12 protein-coding genes and 1 pseudogene are annotated in these 17,516 nt (G+C 39.3%); 5 read left to right on the top strand and 8 right to left on the bottom strand.

Translation table 11 applies throughout. The features are described from left to right. The first annotated feature begins 33 nt into the window (after positions 1-33). Together DW173_RS10310 and DW173_RS10305 are read left to right on the top strand one after the other, a co-directional pair. Positions 34-2,013: a fumarate reductase/succinate dehydrogenase flavoprotein subunit gene (locus DW173_RS10310; RefSeq protein WP_004298483.1), complete on the top strand. Its 1,980-nt coding sequence runs from the start codon at positions 34-36 to the stop codon at positions 2,011-2,013. Positions 2,014-2,049: 36 nt separating this feature from the next. Then, positions 2,050-2,805, top strand: coding sequence for a succinate dehydrogenase/fumarate reductase iron-sulfur subunit (locus DW173_RS10305; RefSeq protein ID WP_004298485.1), 756 nt, complete (start codon positions 2,050-2,052; stop codon positions 2,803-2,805). A gap of 624 nt (positions 2,806-3,429) precedes the next feature. On the opposite strand, the gene DW173_RS10300 is transcribed toward DW173_RS10305, so the two are convergent. The 7 genes from DW173_RS10300 to DW173_RS10265 all read right to left on the bottom strand — a co-directional run bounded on the left by DW173_RS10300 (position 3,430) and on the right by DW173_RS10265 (position 11,878). Then, positions 3,430-4,269 (bottom strand): helix-turn-helix domain-containing protein, encoded by an 840-nt coding sequence (locus DW173_RS10300; protein ID WP_120144403.1) that lies wholly within the window; start codon positions 4,267-4,269, stop codon positions 3,430-3,432. A 215-nt stretch (positions 4,270-4,484) separates the two neighbouring features. Continuing rightward, entirely contained in the window at positions 4,485-5,483 is a 999-nt protein-coding gene (locus DW173_RS10295) for a fimbrillin family protein (RefSeq protein WP_008023403.1), read from the bottom strand. Between the two features lie 54 nt (positions 5,484-5,537). Continuing rightward, the gene (locus DW173_RS10290) at positions 5,538-6,539 is read right to left on the bottom strand and encodes a DUF5119 domain-containing protein (protein ID WP_233562144.1); all 1,002 of its coding nucleotides are present in this window, start codon (positions 6,537-6,539) and stop codon (positions 5,538-5,540) included. A 9-nt stretch (positions 6,540-6,548) separates the two neighbouring features. Continuing rightward, a complete protein-coding gene (locus DW173_RS10285) occupies positions 6,549-7,826 on the bottom strand; it encodes a DUF3575 domain-containing protein (protein ID WP_120144402.1) in 1,278 nt (425 codons plus the stop codon). 247 nt (positions 7,827-8,073) lie between these two features. Continuing rightward, positions 8,074-8,643: a metallophosphatase domain-containing protein gene (locus tag DW173_RS10280; protein WP_120144401.1), complete on the bottom strand. Its 570-nt coding sequence runs from the start codon at positions 8,641-8,643 to the stop codon at positions 8,074-8,076. Next, the gene (locus DW173_RS24145) at positions 8,640-10,919 is read right to left on the bottom strand and encodes an MBL fold metallo-hydrolase (RefSeq protein ID WP_225739727.1); all 2,280 of its coding nucleotides are present in this window, start codon (positions 10,917-10,919) and stop codon (positions 8,640-8,642) included. The genes DW173_RS10280 and DW173_RS24145 overlap by 4 nt, the downstream gene beginning before the upstream one ends. A 59-nt stretch (positions 10,920-10,978) precedes the next feature. Next, complete coding sequence (locus tag DW173_RS10265) at positions 10,979-11,878, bottom strand: helix-turn-helix transcriptional regulator (protein WP_008770528.1); 900 nt, start codon at positions 11,876-11,878, stop codon at positions 10,979-10,981. A 289-nt stretch (positions 11,879-12,167) separates the two neighbouring features. On the opposite strand from DW173_RS10265, the gene DW173_RS10260 reads away from it, so the two are divergent. After that, positions 12,168-12,668: a hypothetical protein gene (locus tag DW173_RS10260; RefSeq protein WP_008997593.1), complete on the top strand. Its 501-nt coding sequence runs from the start codon at positions 12,168-12,170 to the stop codon at positions 12,666-12,668. A 295-nt stretch (positions 12,669-12,963) separates the two neighbouring features. Here DW173_RS10260 and DW173_RS10255 read toward each other — a convergent pair whose 3' ends face one another. Next, the gene (locus DW173_RS10255) at positions 12,964-14,739 is read right to left on the bottom strand and encodes an oxaloacetate decarboxylase (protein ID WP_118195540.1); all 1,776 of its coding nucleotides are present in this window, start codon (positions 14,737-14,739) and stop codon (positions 12,964-12,966) included. A gap of 307 nt (positions 14,740-15,046) precedes the next feature. Between DW173_RS10255 and DW173_RS10250 the strand changes: the two genes are divergently transcribed. Then, positions 15,047-16,174: an AAA family ATPase gene (locus DW173_RS10250; protein ID WP_004317037.1), complete on the top strand. Its 1,128-nt coding sequence runs from the start codon at positions 15,047-15,049 to the stop codon at positions 16,172-16,174. Positions 16,175-16,319: 145 nt separating this feature from the next. Further along, positions 16,320-17,463, top strand: a pseudogene (locus tag DW173_RS10245) (AAA family ATPase). The last annotated feature ends 53 nt before the right edge of the window (positions 17,464-17,516 follow it).

The raw sequence follows: 17,516 nt of genomic DNA, 5'->3' as shown, positions 1-17,516 counted from the left end.
TAAATTGTAAATGATTAAATTGTAAATAATATTATGATCAAGATAGATTCAAAAATTCCAGAAGGCCCGGTGGCTGAGAAATGGACCAACTATAAAGCTCACCAGAAATTGGTGAACCCCGCTAATAAACGTCGTTTGGACATCATCGTTGTGGGTACGGGTCTGGCAGGTGCTTCTGCCGCTGCTTCACTTGGTGAAATGGGTTTCAGAGTATTCAATTTCTGTATTCAGGATTCTCCCCGTCGTGCACACTCTATCGCTGCACAGGGTGGTATCAATGCTGCAAAAAATTATCAAAATGACGGTGACTCGGTTTACCGTCTGTTCTACGATACTGTAAAAGGTGGCGACTATCGTGCCCGTGAAGCAAACGTATATCGTTTGGCTGAAGTGTCTAACGCTATCATCGACCAATGTGTAGCGCAAGGTGTTCCTTTCGCTCGCGAATATGGCGGTACGCTGGACAACCGTTCTTTCGGTGGCGCACAGGTATCCCGTACTTTCTACGCTAAAGGCCAGACTGGTCAGCAATTGCTGCTGGGTGCTTACTCTGCATTGAGCCGTCAGGTAAACGTAGGTACTGTTAAACTGTATACCCGCTATGAAATGCAGGATGTTGTCATCGTTGACGGACGTGCCCGCGGTATCATCGCAAAAAATCTTGTAACAGGCGAATTGGAACGTTTCGCCGCTCACGCTGTAGTAATCGCTACCGGTGGTTATGGTAACGCTTACTTCCTGTCTACTAACGCTATGGGTTGTAACTGTACAGCTGCTATCTCTTGCTACCGCAAGGGTGCTGTATTCGCAAATCCTGCATACGTTCAGATTCACCCGACTTGTATTCCGGTACATGGCGACAAGCAGTCTAAGCTGACTTTGATGTCTGAATCTCTCCGTAACGACGGTCGTATCTGGGTTCCGAAGAAAAAAGAAGATGCTGTAAAACTCCAGAAAGGCGAAATCAAAGGAAGTGATATTCCGGAAGAAGACCGCGACTATTATTTGGAACGCCGCTATCCGGCATTCGGTAACCTGGTTCCGCGTGACGTTGCCAGCCGTGCCGCTAAAGAACGTTGCGACGCTGGTTTCGGTGTAAACAACACAGGTTTGGCCGTATTCCTCGACTTCTCTGAAGCTATCAACCGTTTGGGTATCGACGTTGTTCTTCAACGTTATGGTAACCTCTTCGATATGTACGAAGAAATCACTGACGTTAATCCGGGCGAACTGGCTAAAGAAATCAGTGGTGTGAAATATTATAACCCGATGATGATTTATCCGGCTATCCACTATACAATGGGTGGTATCTGGGTAGACTACGAACTGCAAACCACTATCAAGGGTCTGTTCGCTATCGGTGAATGTAACTTCTCCGACCATGGTGCAAACCGCCTCGGTGCTTCTGCATTGATGCAAGGTTTGGCTGACGGTTACTTCGTATTGCCTTACACTATCCAGAACTATCTGGCAGATCAGATCACTGTTCCTCGTTTCTCTACCGATCTTCCTGAATTTGCTGAAGCTGAAAAAGCCGTTCAAGCTAAGATCGACAAGTTCATGAGCATCCAGGGTAAAGAATCTGTTGATTCTATCCACAAGAAACTGGGTCATGTCATGTGGGAATATGTAGGCATGGGACGTACGGCAGAAGGCCTGAAAAAAGGTATCGCCGAACTGAAAGAAATCCGCAAGGAATTCGAAACGAACTTGTTTATCCCCGGTTCTAAGGAAGGTATGAACGTAGAGCTTGACAAAGCAATCCGTCTGTACGACTTCATCACTATGGGTGAGCTTGTTGCTTACGATGCATTGAACCGTAACGAAAGTTGTGGCGGTCACTTCCGTGAAGAATACCAGACTGAAGAAGGAGAAGCAAAACGTGATGACGAAAACTTCTTCTATGTAGCATGCTGGGAATATCAAGGTGATGATGAAAAGGCTCCGGTATTGCACAAAGAACCGCTGGTATACGAAGCTATCAAGGTTCAGACTCGTAACTACAAGAGCTAATCGGTGAAGTTAAACATTTAAAAGAATTAGAAGAAAATGGATAAAAATATATCATTTACACTGAAGGTATGGCGCCAAGCTGGTCCGAAAGCTAAAGGTGCTTTTGAAACCTACCAAATGAAAGATATCCCCGGTGATACTTCCTTCCTCGAAATGCTGGATATTCTGAACGAACAGCTCATCAGCGAAAGAAAAGAACCGGTAGTATTCGATCATGACTGCCGCGAAGGTATCTGCGGTATGTGTTCTCTTTACATCAACGGACACCCGCACGGTCCTGCAACAGGTGCTACTACTTGCCAGATCTATATGCGTCGTTTCAACGACGGTGACACCATCACTGTTGAACCTTGGCGCTCGGCTGGTTTCCCTGTCATCAAAGACTTGATGGTAGACCGTACTGCATACGACAAGATTATGCAAGCTGGTGGTTATGTAAGCGTACGCACAGGTGCTCCGCAGGATGCTAACGCTATCCTGATCGCGAAACCTATCGCTGACGAAGCTATGGATGCTGCTTCTTGTATCGGTTGCGGTGCTTGTGTAGCTGCATGTAAGAATGGTTCTGCTATGTTGTTCGTTTCTGCAAAAGTTAGCCAGTTGAACTTGTTGCCGCAAGGTAAACCGGAAGCTTTGCGCCGTGCAAAAGCTATGTTGTCAAAGATGGATGAACTGGGATTCGGTAACTGTACAAACACTCGTGCTTGTGAAGCTGAATGTCCGAAGAATATTTCTATCAGCAACATCGCTCGCTTGAACCGCGACTTCATCATCGCAAAATTAAAAGACTAGAAATTGCTAGATTTCAATAGCGAGAGCTTAATTTGATTAATGACAGAATCCCCTGCCGGCTAGTCCGACAGGGGATTTCTTTATGTATGAGTAGATCACAATTATTATTAATACGGATCAGTAACATGAACTTTTAATTCATAAGTTTCACCGATTTCACCTTATAGCCAGAACTGTTATGAATGAGAGAATTACGGGTGAAAGCGAGGATTGAAATAAGGTAAAATCATTCGTTACCACTTTCACCTGTCTTATTAAAATATCCCTTGAGCTAAAACAATTATCATTATAGCTAATCCGGATATGCTTATAGCAAATCCGCTTTCAGGTATTAATGAGTGAACTGTGCGGATGTAATACTTTGGCCACCAGGTCTTAACACCTTAGTTCTCATGTGTTAATACTTGAGTTGTTGCATCTATATATCCAGCATCTTGGAGCTATATATCCAACACCTTGGAGCTATATGTCCAACAGTCGGTATGAATAAACTCAATAGGTGAAACCGGGAAGGTTCAGTTTCGCCTGAATTTCTCCCTTGCTTTCACCCGCTGTTACCTTATTCATCGGCATTTAGAGAATTGGGTGAAACCGGTGAACCGCAGTTATTTTACATAGTTGCATTTATGAAATGTCTTGCCTACGTAAATTACGTGGAGAGGCACCAAAAGATTTCTTGCAGAAATTAGAAAAATGGGGTAAAGATTCAAAACCATATTTATAGCATATCTCCGAGATGCTACATTCAGAGTTGTTCAAGTCGTCCAGAATGCCCTCTTTACGTCTCGCCAGCATCCATTCATAAACAGGTTCATGAAAGACGTTATTGAAGATACGACGGAATGTACTAAGGGTATATCCACCCAATTGTGCCAGTTCTTCCACAGTCTTTACTTTCTTATAGTTTTGAATAATGAAATATTGGAAACTGTTTACATATTTAGAGAGTGGATGCACCAAGCTCGAAAGATCATAATCGGAATAATAGTATCCCAATACAAACGCCAATTCTTTTCGTTTCAGAGATAGCAAATCCCGACAGACTTTATCCCCTTTCAGATAAGTGATAGACCCATTGAGGAAATATTGCAGTTCTGGAATTATTTTTAATGGAGTATAAATAAGTGGAGGAGATACTTCCTTCATGATATGATTGAAACGGAAATCACAAAACAGTTCGGGCTGGATAAAACGATAATAAATGCACTCACATTCAGTCATAGCAAGCATCTCAAACATAGAACCAATGGCCTGAAGGATAAATTCACCTTCCTTAAGCATTGTCCCCGCATATTCCTTACTATTGACCAGTATTTCTCCCTTCATCAAAAAAAGGATAAGATTTTCTTCACACTTTTGAGCCGGTTTATGAAAACCACGCTGATAAATCACATGAGTAATGGCATTACTCACCGCTTTTGGACATATTTGACAATCCCAGGTTCCTTGACAAATAGATGGCATACGCTGACTGTGTTTGTTTTTGTTTATGCTGCCAGCAAAAATATATGAAATCTTTCATATTGCCATAAAAAAAAAGAGAAAAGTGAAAAAGAGGTTAGATAAGAGATACTCACTTGAACATCTTGAAGCCTAGTTTTTCTGATTTGAAAAACTAGGCTTCAAGATTCTTAAATTAAGATATGTTCAAGCATTCTACATTCCTATGCAACTAGTTATTACACTGCAGGAGCCACAGGATCTTTTTCCTGATTATCCTCATCAGCCCATTTATCTACATCAGTAACATCCCACCCAATAGTTGCAGCATCATTTGTTAGAGACAATGTATAACGTATACTTTTACCTACTCCCCATATAGCATCCTTCAAATCAACTTCTTTAGGAGTAGCTCCTGTTGTATACACTTCATCACCATTCTTATCAGTAACATTATAGCTTACTAACATTTTCCTTGTTGTCAATGTTTGAGGCAATAACATTAAAGATTCAGTACCAATATTTTTACTCGTTGTTCCCTGAACTGCATTATTTGTAGTAGTAATATCATCCAAAGGATAAATATATGTTGCAGATCCCTCCAAAGAAGTCCAAACATTATCAGCATATTTATATGTTCCTTTATCATTCACTCCATTTATTTCTATTTTAGATACAGTATATGTTAACTTATCATCAAGCTTTGATTTTATAGCAAATTGAATCTGTGTAAGTACATGTGAGAACGTGAAATTAACACTCAAATCTGCTTTTGTCTTATCCGTAACTTTAGCCACAAGCAAATCTTCCTGATTAGGTGCCGTATCAGCAATTTGATAATTAACCAATGTAGGATACTGATCTGTATCAGTAGCTGTTAGTGTTAATGACCGAGAAGAAGAATATGCAAAAAATTGGATTTTTCCCTGAGAAGGCCAGTAATATGCATTATTAGATGTCCATTTATTGTCACCCGAATTCCATGAAACAGGTTCATTCTCCATTATCGACTTATTTAAAGTTCCAGTTCCAACAACAGCATCACCTGTATTATATGCATAAACATGAAAACCTTGAGTTTTTAATTCATCGAGCTTCATCTCCGTGGCTCTTGTAGCATTACTGACTATGCTCTCAAAGTTTATGACTGCATTCTGTCCAGCATTCTCAAATTCTTCATTCTGTGAGCAACCCGTAATTGCCAAAGCAGCTGTAACTGCCAATAAAATCTTCTTCATAACTGTATTTTTTTAAGTTTATAATATTGTTATATTTTGTTTATAGCTTCTATTTCAATTCACGGGTAACTCAACATTATCTTCGGGTCCCCATCCATCAACATTGCCGCCCATTCCTCCACCTCCATCAGGATTCGGTGGTGTTTCCGGCTTATCAACCTCAATCTTATCATCAGGCGGTAACTCAATCTCCGGTGGTGGGGTTGGTTTTCCATCTTCCCCTGTTCCAGCATTTTCAAGTGTACCTATTATTTCAGTAACATCAATTGTTGCTTCCTGAACTGTATTATCTGTTTTGATAAATTTCAATATTAATATTATAGCATCTTTCTCACTAGAAGTTTCTCTCTCTGATGTTGACATTCGCGTCGGCATTGTCATTTCCTTTACTTGTTTGAAAGCGGTGAAAGATGCCGTTACCTTATTGTCTCCCTTCCTTACCTCAAAGTAGATAGGTTGTGAGCTACATACTCCACGACCTTTGCCTATACAGTAACAATCGGATAATCCATCAATGCTTCCTACCACTGTTGCAACATACTCCAAACCTTTAGCCTCTACTGCAAAAGAATATTTCTTCACCACAGATTCCAACTTCCAGTCTAAGCGAAGCACTTCTTCACTCTTCTCTATTTCCAGCTCATCTATATTCAACACATACAATGAATCCGGTGACCAAACCATCTTTTCCGTTCCTTCAATCCCTAAACCATTACAGTTTCCCGTATAGGCTTCTATCGTTTCATAAGACTCTTCGCCCCTGATTCGTATAGATTCCGTGTTATAGTTGTAGACTACTACCGAATACCTCCCCGGAGGAACTTTCATTTCTCCACCTCGTACCGAAAGGTATTTATCTACTTTCCTGCCATCTCCGTTCTTCGGATAAAAAATCACCCGAACTCCCTCCGGCAGTTGAACTGTCACTCCATCCCAATCCAGCTTTATATCTACCCCACTTACGGGATAATCATCCAATATATCGCGACGGCTACATCCAGTTAGCATCAGCAGCGAGGACAAAAGCACAAGAAACCCATATCTTGTATTTCGCATTACGCCCTCCTATTTCTTTGTTGTTATCAACCATACCAAAGAAACTTTCGCCTTGGTAGGACCAATAAAGTTATAACGCCCACTATTTGTCCATACAATATCTCCCTCATAAGGAGTATATTTTTTATATTCTGTTGTCAAATACCCTATGCCAAGACTGAATTCAAGGGAAAAATGCCGTGCCAATTGCCGTGCATATCCATAAGTCACTCCCGCAGCTCCGTAATACTTACCTTGATAGCCGTCTCCACGCAGCTGGAAGTCATATATCCCGCCTTCAGCATAAAGTCCGATAAAATGTCCGGTCAATCGGTCGCGTTTCTGACGGTTTCCCAGCCAACAACGTCCTTCCATCCCTCCCGAAAGGAGCTGATAGCAGAAATCATGTTTGCTATTCAGCCACCACGGACATTTATATTCAGTATTCAAAGACCACCTCTTGCCTATCGGAATTTCCACTTCTATATTTGGCGCCAATGCCAAATCATATAACAGATTATTCTTCACTGCAAGTACAGTTTGGCTTTTCACCGGCCCTTCTGCCTCCGATATATCGACCTCACAGGCCTGTTTTTCTTCACTTTCTCCCACAGGCTTATCAGGTTGATCTTTCGGAAGCGCCTCTTCCTGCTTTGAAACAAACAACCCGGAGACAGAAGATACCGGTTCAAAAGCCTCTTTACCTAATTTCGAAGTTTCTCCGACAATCGTAATAACCGATCTCCGCAGTTCTGGAAAGATATTGTGAACAATGTATCGGTAAGCAATTCCCCGATTCAATTTTCGCAACAGTTGTTTCCGTTTATTGACATCATTCTTATGATAATCAATCAATATCAGCACTTCTTCCCGATCTGGTAAGTTAGAGTCGGATACCACCAACTTACGAAACTCCGACCAATCCTCTCCCCCTGAAAAAAAATGAATCTTATCAACACTAACATCCGAATTATACCGTTGTAAGAATTCCTTTATCGAATCATTTCTCCGAGCAGCCAAACTTCTATTATAAGATTCATCACCATCAGGAGAAACAAAAGTTTCCACATTCAGCGCTGTTATATATTTCGTATTTAAATTTCCGAGAAGCAAAGAATCTAAAATTGTAATTGCCTGATTATTATCTTTATAACTAAGATCCACTTTCGCTTCATTCGCATCAAAATATATCACCATCCGCCGGATTGTATCATTCGCAACAGCGAAAAATGGAATCGAAGCATACCCACTTTCTGGAAGGCTTAATAAAGCCATAAGAATAGTCAATATATAGATACCATGTTTCATTGTCGTTCGTTTCTGATGACAAATATAGAAGTTAGAAAACAAATCGAATCATACTTTTAGAACAAAAACAAAGGCATGAAAGGTTCTGTGAAACGATTGGAACGATTTTGCAAGTTTGGATAACTAAAGTCAGTCATAAATAAAAAAAGATACACAGATTATCGACTATAAATCGATTCTCTGTGTATCTACTAGTTAAAAGCTTGTCTTGTCAGTCAACAACTATTGGGAAAACTATAGTTTCGACCTATTTGTAGATAATCAGTTTAGGTTTATAGCAAGAGTTGTAGTGGTCATCAAGTATTGCCCCATTTGAGAAAATGATGTGCTCATCCTTGAATGTACCATATCCTTCGTGAGCGTGACCGAACAAATGATAATGTGGCTTTACCTCGTAAACCTTGTTTCGAAGTAATGCATTTCCCCAGTGAATTCCTGCTGATTCATCAAGTATCATGATAGGAGGTTCATGGGTAATGAGCACATCAACATCATTTGGTATCAAAGTCTCAGGATGGTTATATGCCAAACCAAAGAACTTAATACCATCAATCTCACATTCACAATCTTGAAGGAAGTATACATTATTAGGCAAATCTTCAATGCCTTCAGCCTCCCAAAGACAAAGGTCATGATTACCAGTTATGAAGATTTTGTGAGGATAGGGTAATTCGATGAACCAGTTGAGAAAGTTAAGCACTTCTTCCTCTGTACCATTGTCCGTAAAATCGCCACAGTGTACAATGACATCAGCAGCTGGAAGATCGGTCAACTGCCGATGCTGATTATGTGTATCAGAAATTTGAAGTATTTTCATTTTACAGAAATATGAATGTCATGTATGTCAACATCACCTTCGTCGAATATAAAGTATGAAGAAATTCCACTAATGCTATCATATCGTGAGTTCTCATCTTTATGTATAGGTATGACTCCAATACGAGGATGAACAGTTTGACAGACTTCTTTTAATGTTTCAACATCAGCGTGTCCACTTGTGTGAACACCATCCATTGTTCCATCTAATATTCTATCGCCAAACAGATTACGGATATTTATAACATCGCTGTTTGTGTAGTTTTTACCCTCTTTTGCATAGCCACCCCACATAGAATATATCAACCACGGTTTTTCATCATTATATATATCGAGCATTCCCTTAAGCAAATAGCCACTGCTCATTCGAATTGGCATTAAGAACCCTTCCTTCTGTAGCTTGTTTCTAACATTGACAGTTCTATAATTGATTAGCTTGAAAGCATTAAACTGGAATAAATCAGATTTGCATCCTGCATATTTCGTGAATACATTAAGGACCCTATTTTGATACTCATCAACTAAGAATATACGTCCAGTCTTTTTACACGCCGCATGGAATGTTGCAAGCCGGTCAAGGTCAGTTGACGAACACAAGGCAAAGACATACTTGTGTTCACGCAATGCCTTTATAATATTCTTCTGTATTTCGCTCTCTGAAATCACACATTCTTGACTTCTCCCTAACATTGTTCCTTCTGTTATAAGTATGTCAACTTCTCCCACATTCTTCTTCAAAGTAGGAAAAAGACCTTTGCCAATATAGCCATGTCTGCGAAAATCTCCTGTGTGCAATATCTTCTTTCCCTCACATTCTATTAAGAACATATATGCATCAAAAGCAGAATGACTAACAAAATAAGGAGTAACGAAAATCTTCCCTTTCTTACTGACATCAATACGTTTTGCCGCACAATAGGTTTCCATACGCTCTATCGCTTCAATCTGTTTGGAGTAATCTCCGTGCCCCCTCAAAGCGTCATATTTGCAGAGCATAACTTCTTTTGCTCCTACTCCTATATATTGAAGGACATTTGTTGGTATCAGATGGTGCAAACCAACATGATCACTATGATAATGTGTATAGAATACGGCATCAGCATTTCCTATGATTGATTTTACTTGTTCTTCTGTCAGTTCTTCTTTTTTGCAACCAGGAAGATTGCTACCGAAGTCTATAAGAATTTTACAATTCTCAGTCGATATTTCTGTAATACAACCACCTATCTGGTCAGCCCCACGATGAATAATAAGATTCATTCTGTTTTCTAAGTTTTTTGATGTAACGAGAGTACCCTCCTTAGGTGTGCATGTGTATGCTTTCATTTCTGGCAAAAATAAATCACGAATAAATCTATATCTTTCGCAGATTGTTTTAGACAAATTACTGTCTTCTCCCACAATTACACACGGTATTATTCTTCCGGAAAGCTTTAATGGTATTTTATTTTTGTAACTGGAACCGATAAGTCCATAATCTATTTTTTGCTCGATCATTGCTTTTATTCGTTGGTACAACTTATCATCTTCTCTAGCTAATTTTTGAAACTGTAGATAGTAATATGAAGTTTGAATGGGCGACAATGCAGTCTTAGTAGGATCATTTTGTTTAAGTTCCATTATCAATATATCTCCATTAGTATTTAGACCAAGGAAGTCAAATTCACCATACTCAGGTTTTATATTTTCAGGAAGTTCTCCATTGTACGTTTTTCTTAATTGTTTAATTTTCAATGTTTGTTGGTCTACAATTTCCTTATTCCATTCATCTTTTATGCCTTTTGTTTTAAAACCGATAACTAGTTCCTTGTCAAAAAGAATAAAATCATCAGTATCTTTAATTCCAAACGTATAACGACGTCCTATTAATGTCTGATAATATCCTTCATTGTAAACATCTGTATTATAGTATCTTTTGAACTTTTCCGTGGAAGCGATTTTCGCTAAATATGTATCAAACTGATCCGGTGTTGGATTTCTAAAAAAATCTGGTTGCATTAATTCTTTGTAAGCCTCGGCTACATCACATATTTCATTAACTTTACCCGAATGACTACGAAAGGTTAGTATACGTCCAGTACCTCTATATATAGAAAACCAAGAACGATTAGTTTTAGGATCATTTCCAGTCTGGAAATCTAAACAATTATGTGATTTAACATAACTGATGATCCAAGGAAACCGCTCGTTTATTTGGGTTAGCAACTTTTCATCCATTTTCCTATCGTAATAGGTTGTTTTTATTGTGTAATTATTAACCATTTTCAATTTCTTCATTTAGAGTTTATAACTATGTATTATTGATCTCTGCTAAGACTCTGCACGCCATTATTTTCCTATTTATATCTATTTATGGCAGCAAAAAGTCGTTTTCTAATTTCTTCACGCAGCCCTATTGGTTCCATAACTTCGATCTTTTCACCCATAGCAAGTAGCTGACTTGTTAGCTCTGGAGTTAAGCAAAGTTGGTATTCAAAGTCGCTGTACTCTTTGTGTTCTGTTTTTATCTCTTGTTGAGAGAAATGCAGTGGCAGAGAACGCATATACTCTACATGAACACCGAATACCCGAACAACTACTTTCTGTGGCTTCAATTTGCCATTGACAAATATGCCAACTGTATGAGCATAATATTCTTCTGCATCAAAATCATTGGGAAGTATAAATGAGTCATCTGTCAATTCCATTTCCAAAATACGATCAAGGGCAATATTCCTTATTCCCTCCTGCTCTTTGAGATAGCCGACTACATACCAACGCTGATGGTAAACCTTCATAGCGTATGGCTGCAAGTGAAATATTGACTGATGACCATTGAAAGGTTTATAATCAATCTTCAATTCCTTTTTTCGTTGCATTGCATCTATGACTGTTTGGAGATATTCAGTTCCTTCAGGAATTTCCTCAAACAAAATTCGATCTTTCATGTTGCGCCCTGCTTCTATCATGTTAGACACAGTGAAGGAGTTAAGCAACCACTGACGAGTCTTGTCATTTTTCAGTTGACTAGAAGAAGAAATATAATACTCATAGCTGGATGTATCACATTCGACCTCTACACCAAAAAGTTCTGCAATAGCTTCTCTATGCATGTGGAATGTACGTAATGCAAGCGGTCTACCATCACCGAGACAACTATCTTTCCATCGACAGCTTATCTCCTCAAAAGTTAATCTGCGATGCTGAAGCAGCGTGTTGAGCAACCAGATATAGCGGTTGAAGGTTTTACTTATCATTTTCTAAACTTCCGTGATTTTCAAAATATTATTACTATTTTTTATTATTCAATTGCTTAAACCCTTTTTGTATATCTCATCTAATTGTTTTTCCTACTTTAGATATCTTGATAGCATGTTTTATAGGGTAGAATTCATAATCTTATTTAGTACAAAGTTAACTTTTTTGTATGCAAAAAAACTGCATACCACCTAAATATATTAATTTATAGCAATTTTTTTTATGTGTGCAACGTTTCTGCATACTTCACCATTATTTTTGCACACTCATTTTAACATTCTATTCGTCATGGCATACAAAAAAAATCCAAAGAAAAAAGATGCTCTCAGTATAAAGAGAGCTGTAGAATCTCTGTGTTTCCAAATTGATTGGGGTTTAAAACTACTTGGCGCAGAGAAAGGAGATCTATTTCATCAATTAGCAAAAGTAGAGGTTGATTTCATCTCAGAACTCAACCTCACCCAAGATATTCTTGCTATCAAGAGCCTCGTGGATGGAGTGAAACAAAATTTACAGATAGAGCCCACACCCGAAAGTGGAGACTTCACCCATAGTGTCGTTGCTCTCGCTCTTGGCATTGCCTCAATTAGCCACCTTAACAACATAAGTTTACCAGAATCATGGCGAGAGCAAATAGAGAAAAAACTACTTACAATCTACTATCCGGAAAAGCAGCGTAACAAAGTCGTAGATTGGGCAAAAGCGAACGGTTACAGCACCTCCAGCTACCTTGGCCGTCCAATCGTGAAATTCAAGCAATTGTACTTAATTATAGAAAGAACAAAATAAGTCCGTTTTTTTTGCTCTGATCATCGCATTTTTTACAAAATACGCTCATTCCATATTAAACATTCCATTCTACTACCGATAAATATCCATTCAGTTACAACAAATAAGAATTTCCATGATCGTCTTTACAGAATTTATATGCAAAAGAAAGGGGCTGTCTAACAAATCCCTAAAATTAGAAATCACCCCTGTTAGAGTTCAAACTCTGACAAGGGTGAAATCGTTAAAAAAAGACTTGTTAGACAGTCCCTAAAATTCTTTATTGAGTTACCTATACCCTAACTCTTATAAGAGTCTACGCAAAAATATCACTCCGTAAAATATAACCTATTACATCTCCTTTATGTACATTGGCACCTTGCTGTGCACATATCTCCACAACCCTTCCGGTAAATCCGGTCAGAATCTTTTCATATTCTCCCCACGGGGTAGAAAGATAACAAAAAACTTCGTCATGCTGATATTTACGTCCGATGAATGGAGCAATGGATGGTCCCTCTACGGAAACTTCCCAAAGTACCTGCCCGTTATCAGGAGCAATGACCGGGTCTGCTTTGGCACGTTTCAATTTCTTAATTTCCTCTTCCGAATATCCGTTCTTTGCCATTGCTGCATCTTTAGCATGTTGTAACTCTTCCTCAAAACGCTTTTTGGCAACCCCGGACTTATAATCACGATACTGGCGATCGTGCATGGCCAGTTCGAAAAGTTCCTCGTCATCCTCTCCATATTCCCAGCCATTTTCATCCATTTCCTTTCGATATTCATCCAAAGCATCCGGATAATTCAACTGCGGGTCGGTATCGACAAATTCATATCCTTTAGATTCCGCCAACTCTATAATCTCCGGAGCGAGCTTACCCGGAAGACGTCCACTTTTACCCAGAATCATATCCCAAGTGTGGTTATCTATCATTGTCCAGCGATCTTCCCCTTTTACCTGCTGCATAAGATTCATTAATGCAACATTCTTCACATACTGGCTGAAAGGAGTCACCAAAGGAGGATACCCCAGCTTAGGCCATACATATTCCACTTCATCAAAAAGCATCACAAGCAGATCATCCAGACTAAGTTCCGGCTCATTCTTACTCCTTAATATCATATTGATACCGGAATGCACTCCTTTCAAGTCTGCCATCATGGAACCCATCATACCACCCGGTAAACCACACTTCAGTAGAAGTGAAGACATGTATTTATTGGTAGGATCCATAAAATAACCCAGAAAATCATCAATGAATTCTTGCGTCATGGCACGAGCTTTCATATATGCTTTCATATTTATGTCGGGAACCTGGAAGCCTAAATCTTTCAACATAGCCTGCACAGAGATTACGTCCGGATGCACTTTGCCCCAGGACATCGGTTCCATAGCCACATCAATGATATCCGCACCATTCTCACAAACTTCAAGAATAGAAGCCATAGACAATCCCGGTCCGCTATGACCATGATATTGAATCAATATATCCGGATGTTTCTCCTTGATAGTCCTGACCAATTCTCCTAACATACCCGGACGACCGATACCCGCCATATCCTTCAAGCATATTTCAGGTGCACCGGCCTCAATCAGTTGATCGGCAATTCGGGCATAATACTCAACAGTGTGTACGGGAGAATAGGTGATACAAAGAGTTGCCTGCGGAATCATACCTGCTTCCAAAGCATATTTAATAGAAGGAATGATATTTCTTGTTTCGTTCAGTCCACAGAAAATGCGTGTGATGTCCACTCCTTGCGCATGCTTGACTTTATACATCAATTTACGCACATCTGCCGGAACCGGATACATGCGCAACGCATTCAATCCGCGATCGAGCATATGCGTTTGAATACCCGCTTCTTTAAAAGGTGCGGTAAAAGCACGGACAGCCTTATTAGGATTTTCGCCGTACAACAGATTCACTTGCTCAAAAGCACCGCCATTCGTTTCAACTCTGGCAAAACAGCCCATCTCAATAATCAAAGGAGCGATACGAACAAGCTGATCAACCCGAGGTTGATATTTACCGGAAGATTGCCACATGTCCCGATAAACAAGACTGAATTTAATTTCCTTTTTCATCATAGCCAATAATAAGTGATTTTTTCTTCGGTTAACTTCACATATACAAATATAAAGGTTTAAACTGACATATAGTCAAACAATCACCTTAAAAAATAGATATAAAGAGATGTTTAATATCATAATGCAAGAAAACCACCTCCACATAGATCCATTTACTATAAATAACAAATCAAATTGTTTTATGTTCGCATTTATTCTTTTAAGAATACTAACAAGTCTATTAGTAACAACATTGTTAGTAACAAACTTGTTAGTATTTCAAAGAATCACTATATTTGCCCAATAAGAATAATAAAGAATAGTTATGGAAAAGCCGTTTGTTTTTGGTGTAGCCACTTCCGGAGATAACTTTACAGATCGCGAAAAAGAGACTCAACGTTTACTCCTAAACTTTGCACATGGTGTAAATACAGTGCTTATTTCTCCTAGAAGATGGGGAAAAACATCACTAGTTAAGAAAGTAGCCCAGCTATCACAAGATAGCAAGAGAAAAGTGGTCTACATAGACATTTTTTCCTGTCGCACCGAAAATGAGTTTTATCGTCTCTTTGCCACTTCTATCTTAAAACAAACTTCTTCCAAATGGGAGGAATGGATAGAGAATACTAAACAATTCCTCTCACACATCAATCCCAAAATCTCTATCGGAGCAGATCCGATGAACGATTTCTCTATATCATTCGAGTACAACATGCAAAATAATACGGAGAATGACATCTTACAGTTACCCGAAAAAATTGCAATAGAGAAAGGAATACAGATAGTCATTTGCATTGATGAGTTCCAACAAATTTCGGATTTCGAAGATTCCAAAACGTTTCAGAAAAAGCTACGTAGCGTATGGCAATTACAACAACATGTCTCATATTGTCTTTTCGGAAGTAAAAAGCATTTAATGAACGAACTCTTTGAAAAGAAGAATTTACCATTCTATAAATTTGGAGATGCTATCTATCTCGCAAAAATAGAAACAAAATACTGGATTGAATATATATGCAAACGATTTGAAAATACAGGAAAACACATTTCTCCCGAACTTGCAGAAGAAATCTGCCGCCTTGTAGACAACCATTCGTCTTATGTACAGCAACTTTCCTGGCTACTTTGGATACGTACCATTAATACGGCAACCACAGAACAACTTTCTTATGCATTGGAAGACCTACTCGACCAAAACAATATTCTATTCCAAAGTGAAACAGAAAACCTTTCTGCCTATCAAATGAATTTTCTAAAAGCAATTGTTGATGGAATACACACTAAATTCAGCAGCAAAGAAGTCATTTCAAAATACAATTTAGGAACATCGGCCAATATTGTCCGCTTAAAAAATGCATTACTACAAAAGGAGCTCATAGAGACAAATGGAAAAGAGATAGTTCTTGCAGATCCAGTATTTGGAGTATGGTTTAAAAAAGAAATGCTTTACTGACATATATACAATAAAAGATGCACAGATTGCCGATCATAAATCGATTCTCTGTGCATCACTACTACTCTAAAGACACTTTTAAGACAAAACTAACTAAATTATGGAAGAATATATAATACCGCGCAGAAAACGTATCCCATACGGCATGATGAACTTCGCAGTAATCCGCCGCGACGACTGTTACTATGTGGACAAAATCCGGTTTATCCCCATGATAGAAGAGGCAGACAAGTTTTTCTTCTTTATTCGCCCGTGCCGTTTCGGCAAAAGTCTTACAGTAAATATGTTGCAACATTATTATGATATACTTGCCAAGAATAAGTTCGATGCCCTGTTTGACGACCTTTACATCGGAAAACACCCTACCCCCTGACCGGAACAGGTATTTGGTGCTGTATCTCAACTTCTCCGGAATAGTCGGTGAACTGCACAACTACCGAAAGAGGCTGGATGCGCATTGTGGCACCACCTTTGAGAACTTCTGCAAAATATATGCCGACTATCTGCCACAAGATACGGTGGACGAATTGATAGAAATAATAAAACCCTGGTATGACAACTACTGCTTTACGGAAGAATGTTATGGCGAAACCACCATGCACAACTCAAATATGGTGCTCTACTTCGTCAAGAATTATATTCAACGAGGCAAAGCACCCAGGGATCACCAACCCCGACAACTTTGTGAGCCTGCTCTATTATTTCGGCATGCTTACTATCAGTGGTATGTATGAAGGAAAGACTAAACTTACCATCCCCAATCAGGTAGTCCGCGAACAAATCTACACCTATCTGCTGAGTACTTATGACGAAGCCGATCTCAGTTTCAGCGGTTACGAGAAGAACGAACTGCCAGCACCCTTGCCTACCACGCTAACTGGAAAGCCTATTTCGGTTATATTGCCGACTGCCTGAAACGTTACACTTCCCAACGCGACAAACAGAAAGGTGAACTTTTTGTCCACGGCTTTACGCTTGCCATGACGGCACAGAACCGCTTCTACCGTCCCATTTCCGAACAGGATACACAGGCAGGATATGTCGATATTTTCCTCTGTCCGCTACTGGATATCTATTCTGGCATGAAGCACAGCTACATTGTAGAACTGAAATACGCCAAATATAAAGACCCCGAAAGCCGTGTGGAAGAACTGCGTCTGGAAGGGATTACACAAGCTAACCGCTATGCAGAAACCGAGACGGTGAAGAATGCGGTCGATGCCACACAACTTCATAAGATTGTGGTGGTGTATAAGGGAATGGATATGCCGGTATGTGAAGAAATTTAAAGCAAACTCAGCAATAAAGCTATACAGAATCTCGAACATCACTGGGAATGGAA

The organism is Bacteroides sp. AM16-13, from assembly GCF_003602705.1.
Classification (GTDB): Bacteria; Bacteroidota; Bacteroidia; order Bacteroidales; family Bacteroidaceae; genus Bacteroides; species Bacteroides xylanisolvens.
This window is presented reverse-complemented; position numbering and strand designations above follow the sequence as displayed.

Bases quoted from the DNA above. Each gene is read 5' to 3' on its own strand.
- DW173_RS10310 (WP_004298483.1), top strand. From the start codon at position 34: ATGATCAAGATAGATTCAAAAATTCCAGAAGGCCCGGTGGCTGAGAAA.
- DW173_RS10305 (WP_004298485.1), top strand. From the start codon at position 2,050: ATGGATAAAAATATATCATTTACACTGAAGGTATGGCGCCAAGCTGGT.
- DW173_RS10300 (WP_120144403.1), bottom strand. From the start codon at position 4,269: ATGCCATCTATTTGTCAAGGAACCTGGGATTGTCAAATATGTCCAAAA.
- DW173_RS10295 (WP_008023403.1), bottom strand. From the start codon at position 5,483: ATGAAGAAGATTTTATTGGCAGTTACAGCTGCTTTGGCAATTACGGGT.
- DW173_RS10290 (WP_233562144.1), bottom strand. From the start codon at position 6,539: ATGCGAAATACAAGATATGGGTTTCTTGTGCTTTTGTCCTCGCTGCTG.
- DW173_RS10285 (WP_120144402.1), bottom strand. From the start codon at position 7,826: ATGAAACATGGTATCTATATATTGACTATTCTTATGGCTTTATTAAGC.
- DW173_RS10280 (WP_120144401.1), bottom strand. From the start codon at position 8,643: ATGAAAATACTTCAAATTTCTGATACACATAATCAGCATCGGCAGTTG.
- DW173_RS24145 (WP_225739727.1), bottom strand. From the start codon at position 10,919: ATGAAGAAATTGAAAATGGTTAATAATTACACAATAAAAACAACCTAT.
- DW173_RS10265 (WP_008770528.1), bottom strand. From the start codon at position 11,878: ATGATAAGTAAAACCTTCAACCGCTATATCTGGTTGCTCAACACGCTG.
- DW173_RS10260 (WP_008997593.1), top strand. From the start codon at position 12,168: ATGGCATACAAAAAAAATCCAAAGAAAAAAGATGCTCTCAGTATAAAG.
- DW173_RS10255 (WP_118195540.1), bottom strand. From the start codon at position 14,739: ATGAAAAAGGAAATTAAATTCAGTCTTGTTTATCGGGACATGTGGCAA.
- DW173_RS10250 (WP_004317037.1), top strand. From the start codon at position 15,047: ATGGAAAAGCCGTTTGTTTTTGGTGTAGCCACTTCCGGAGATAACTTT.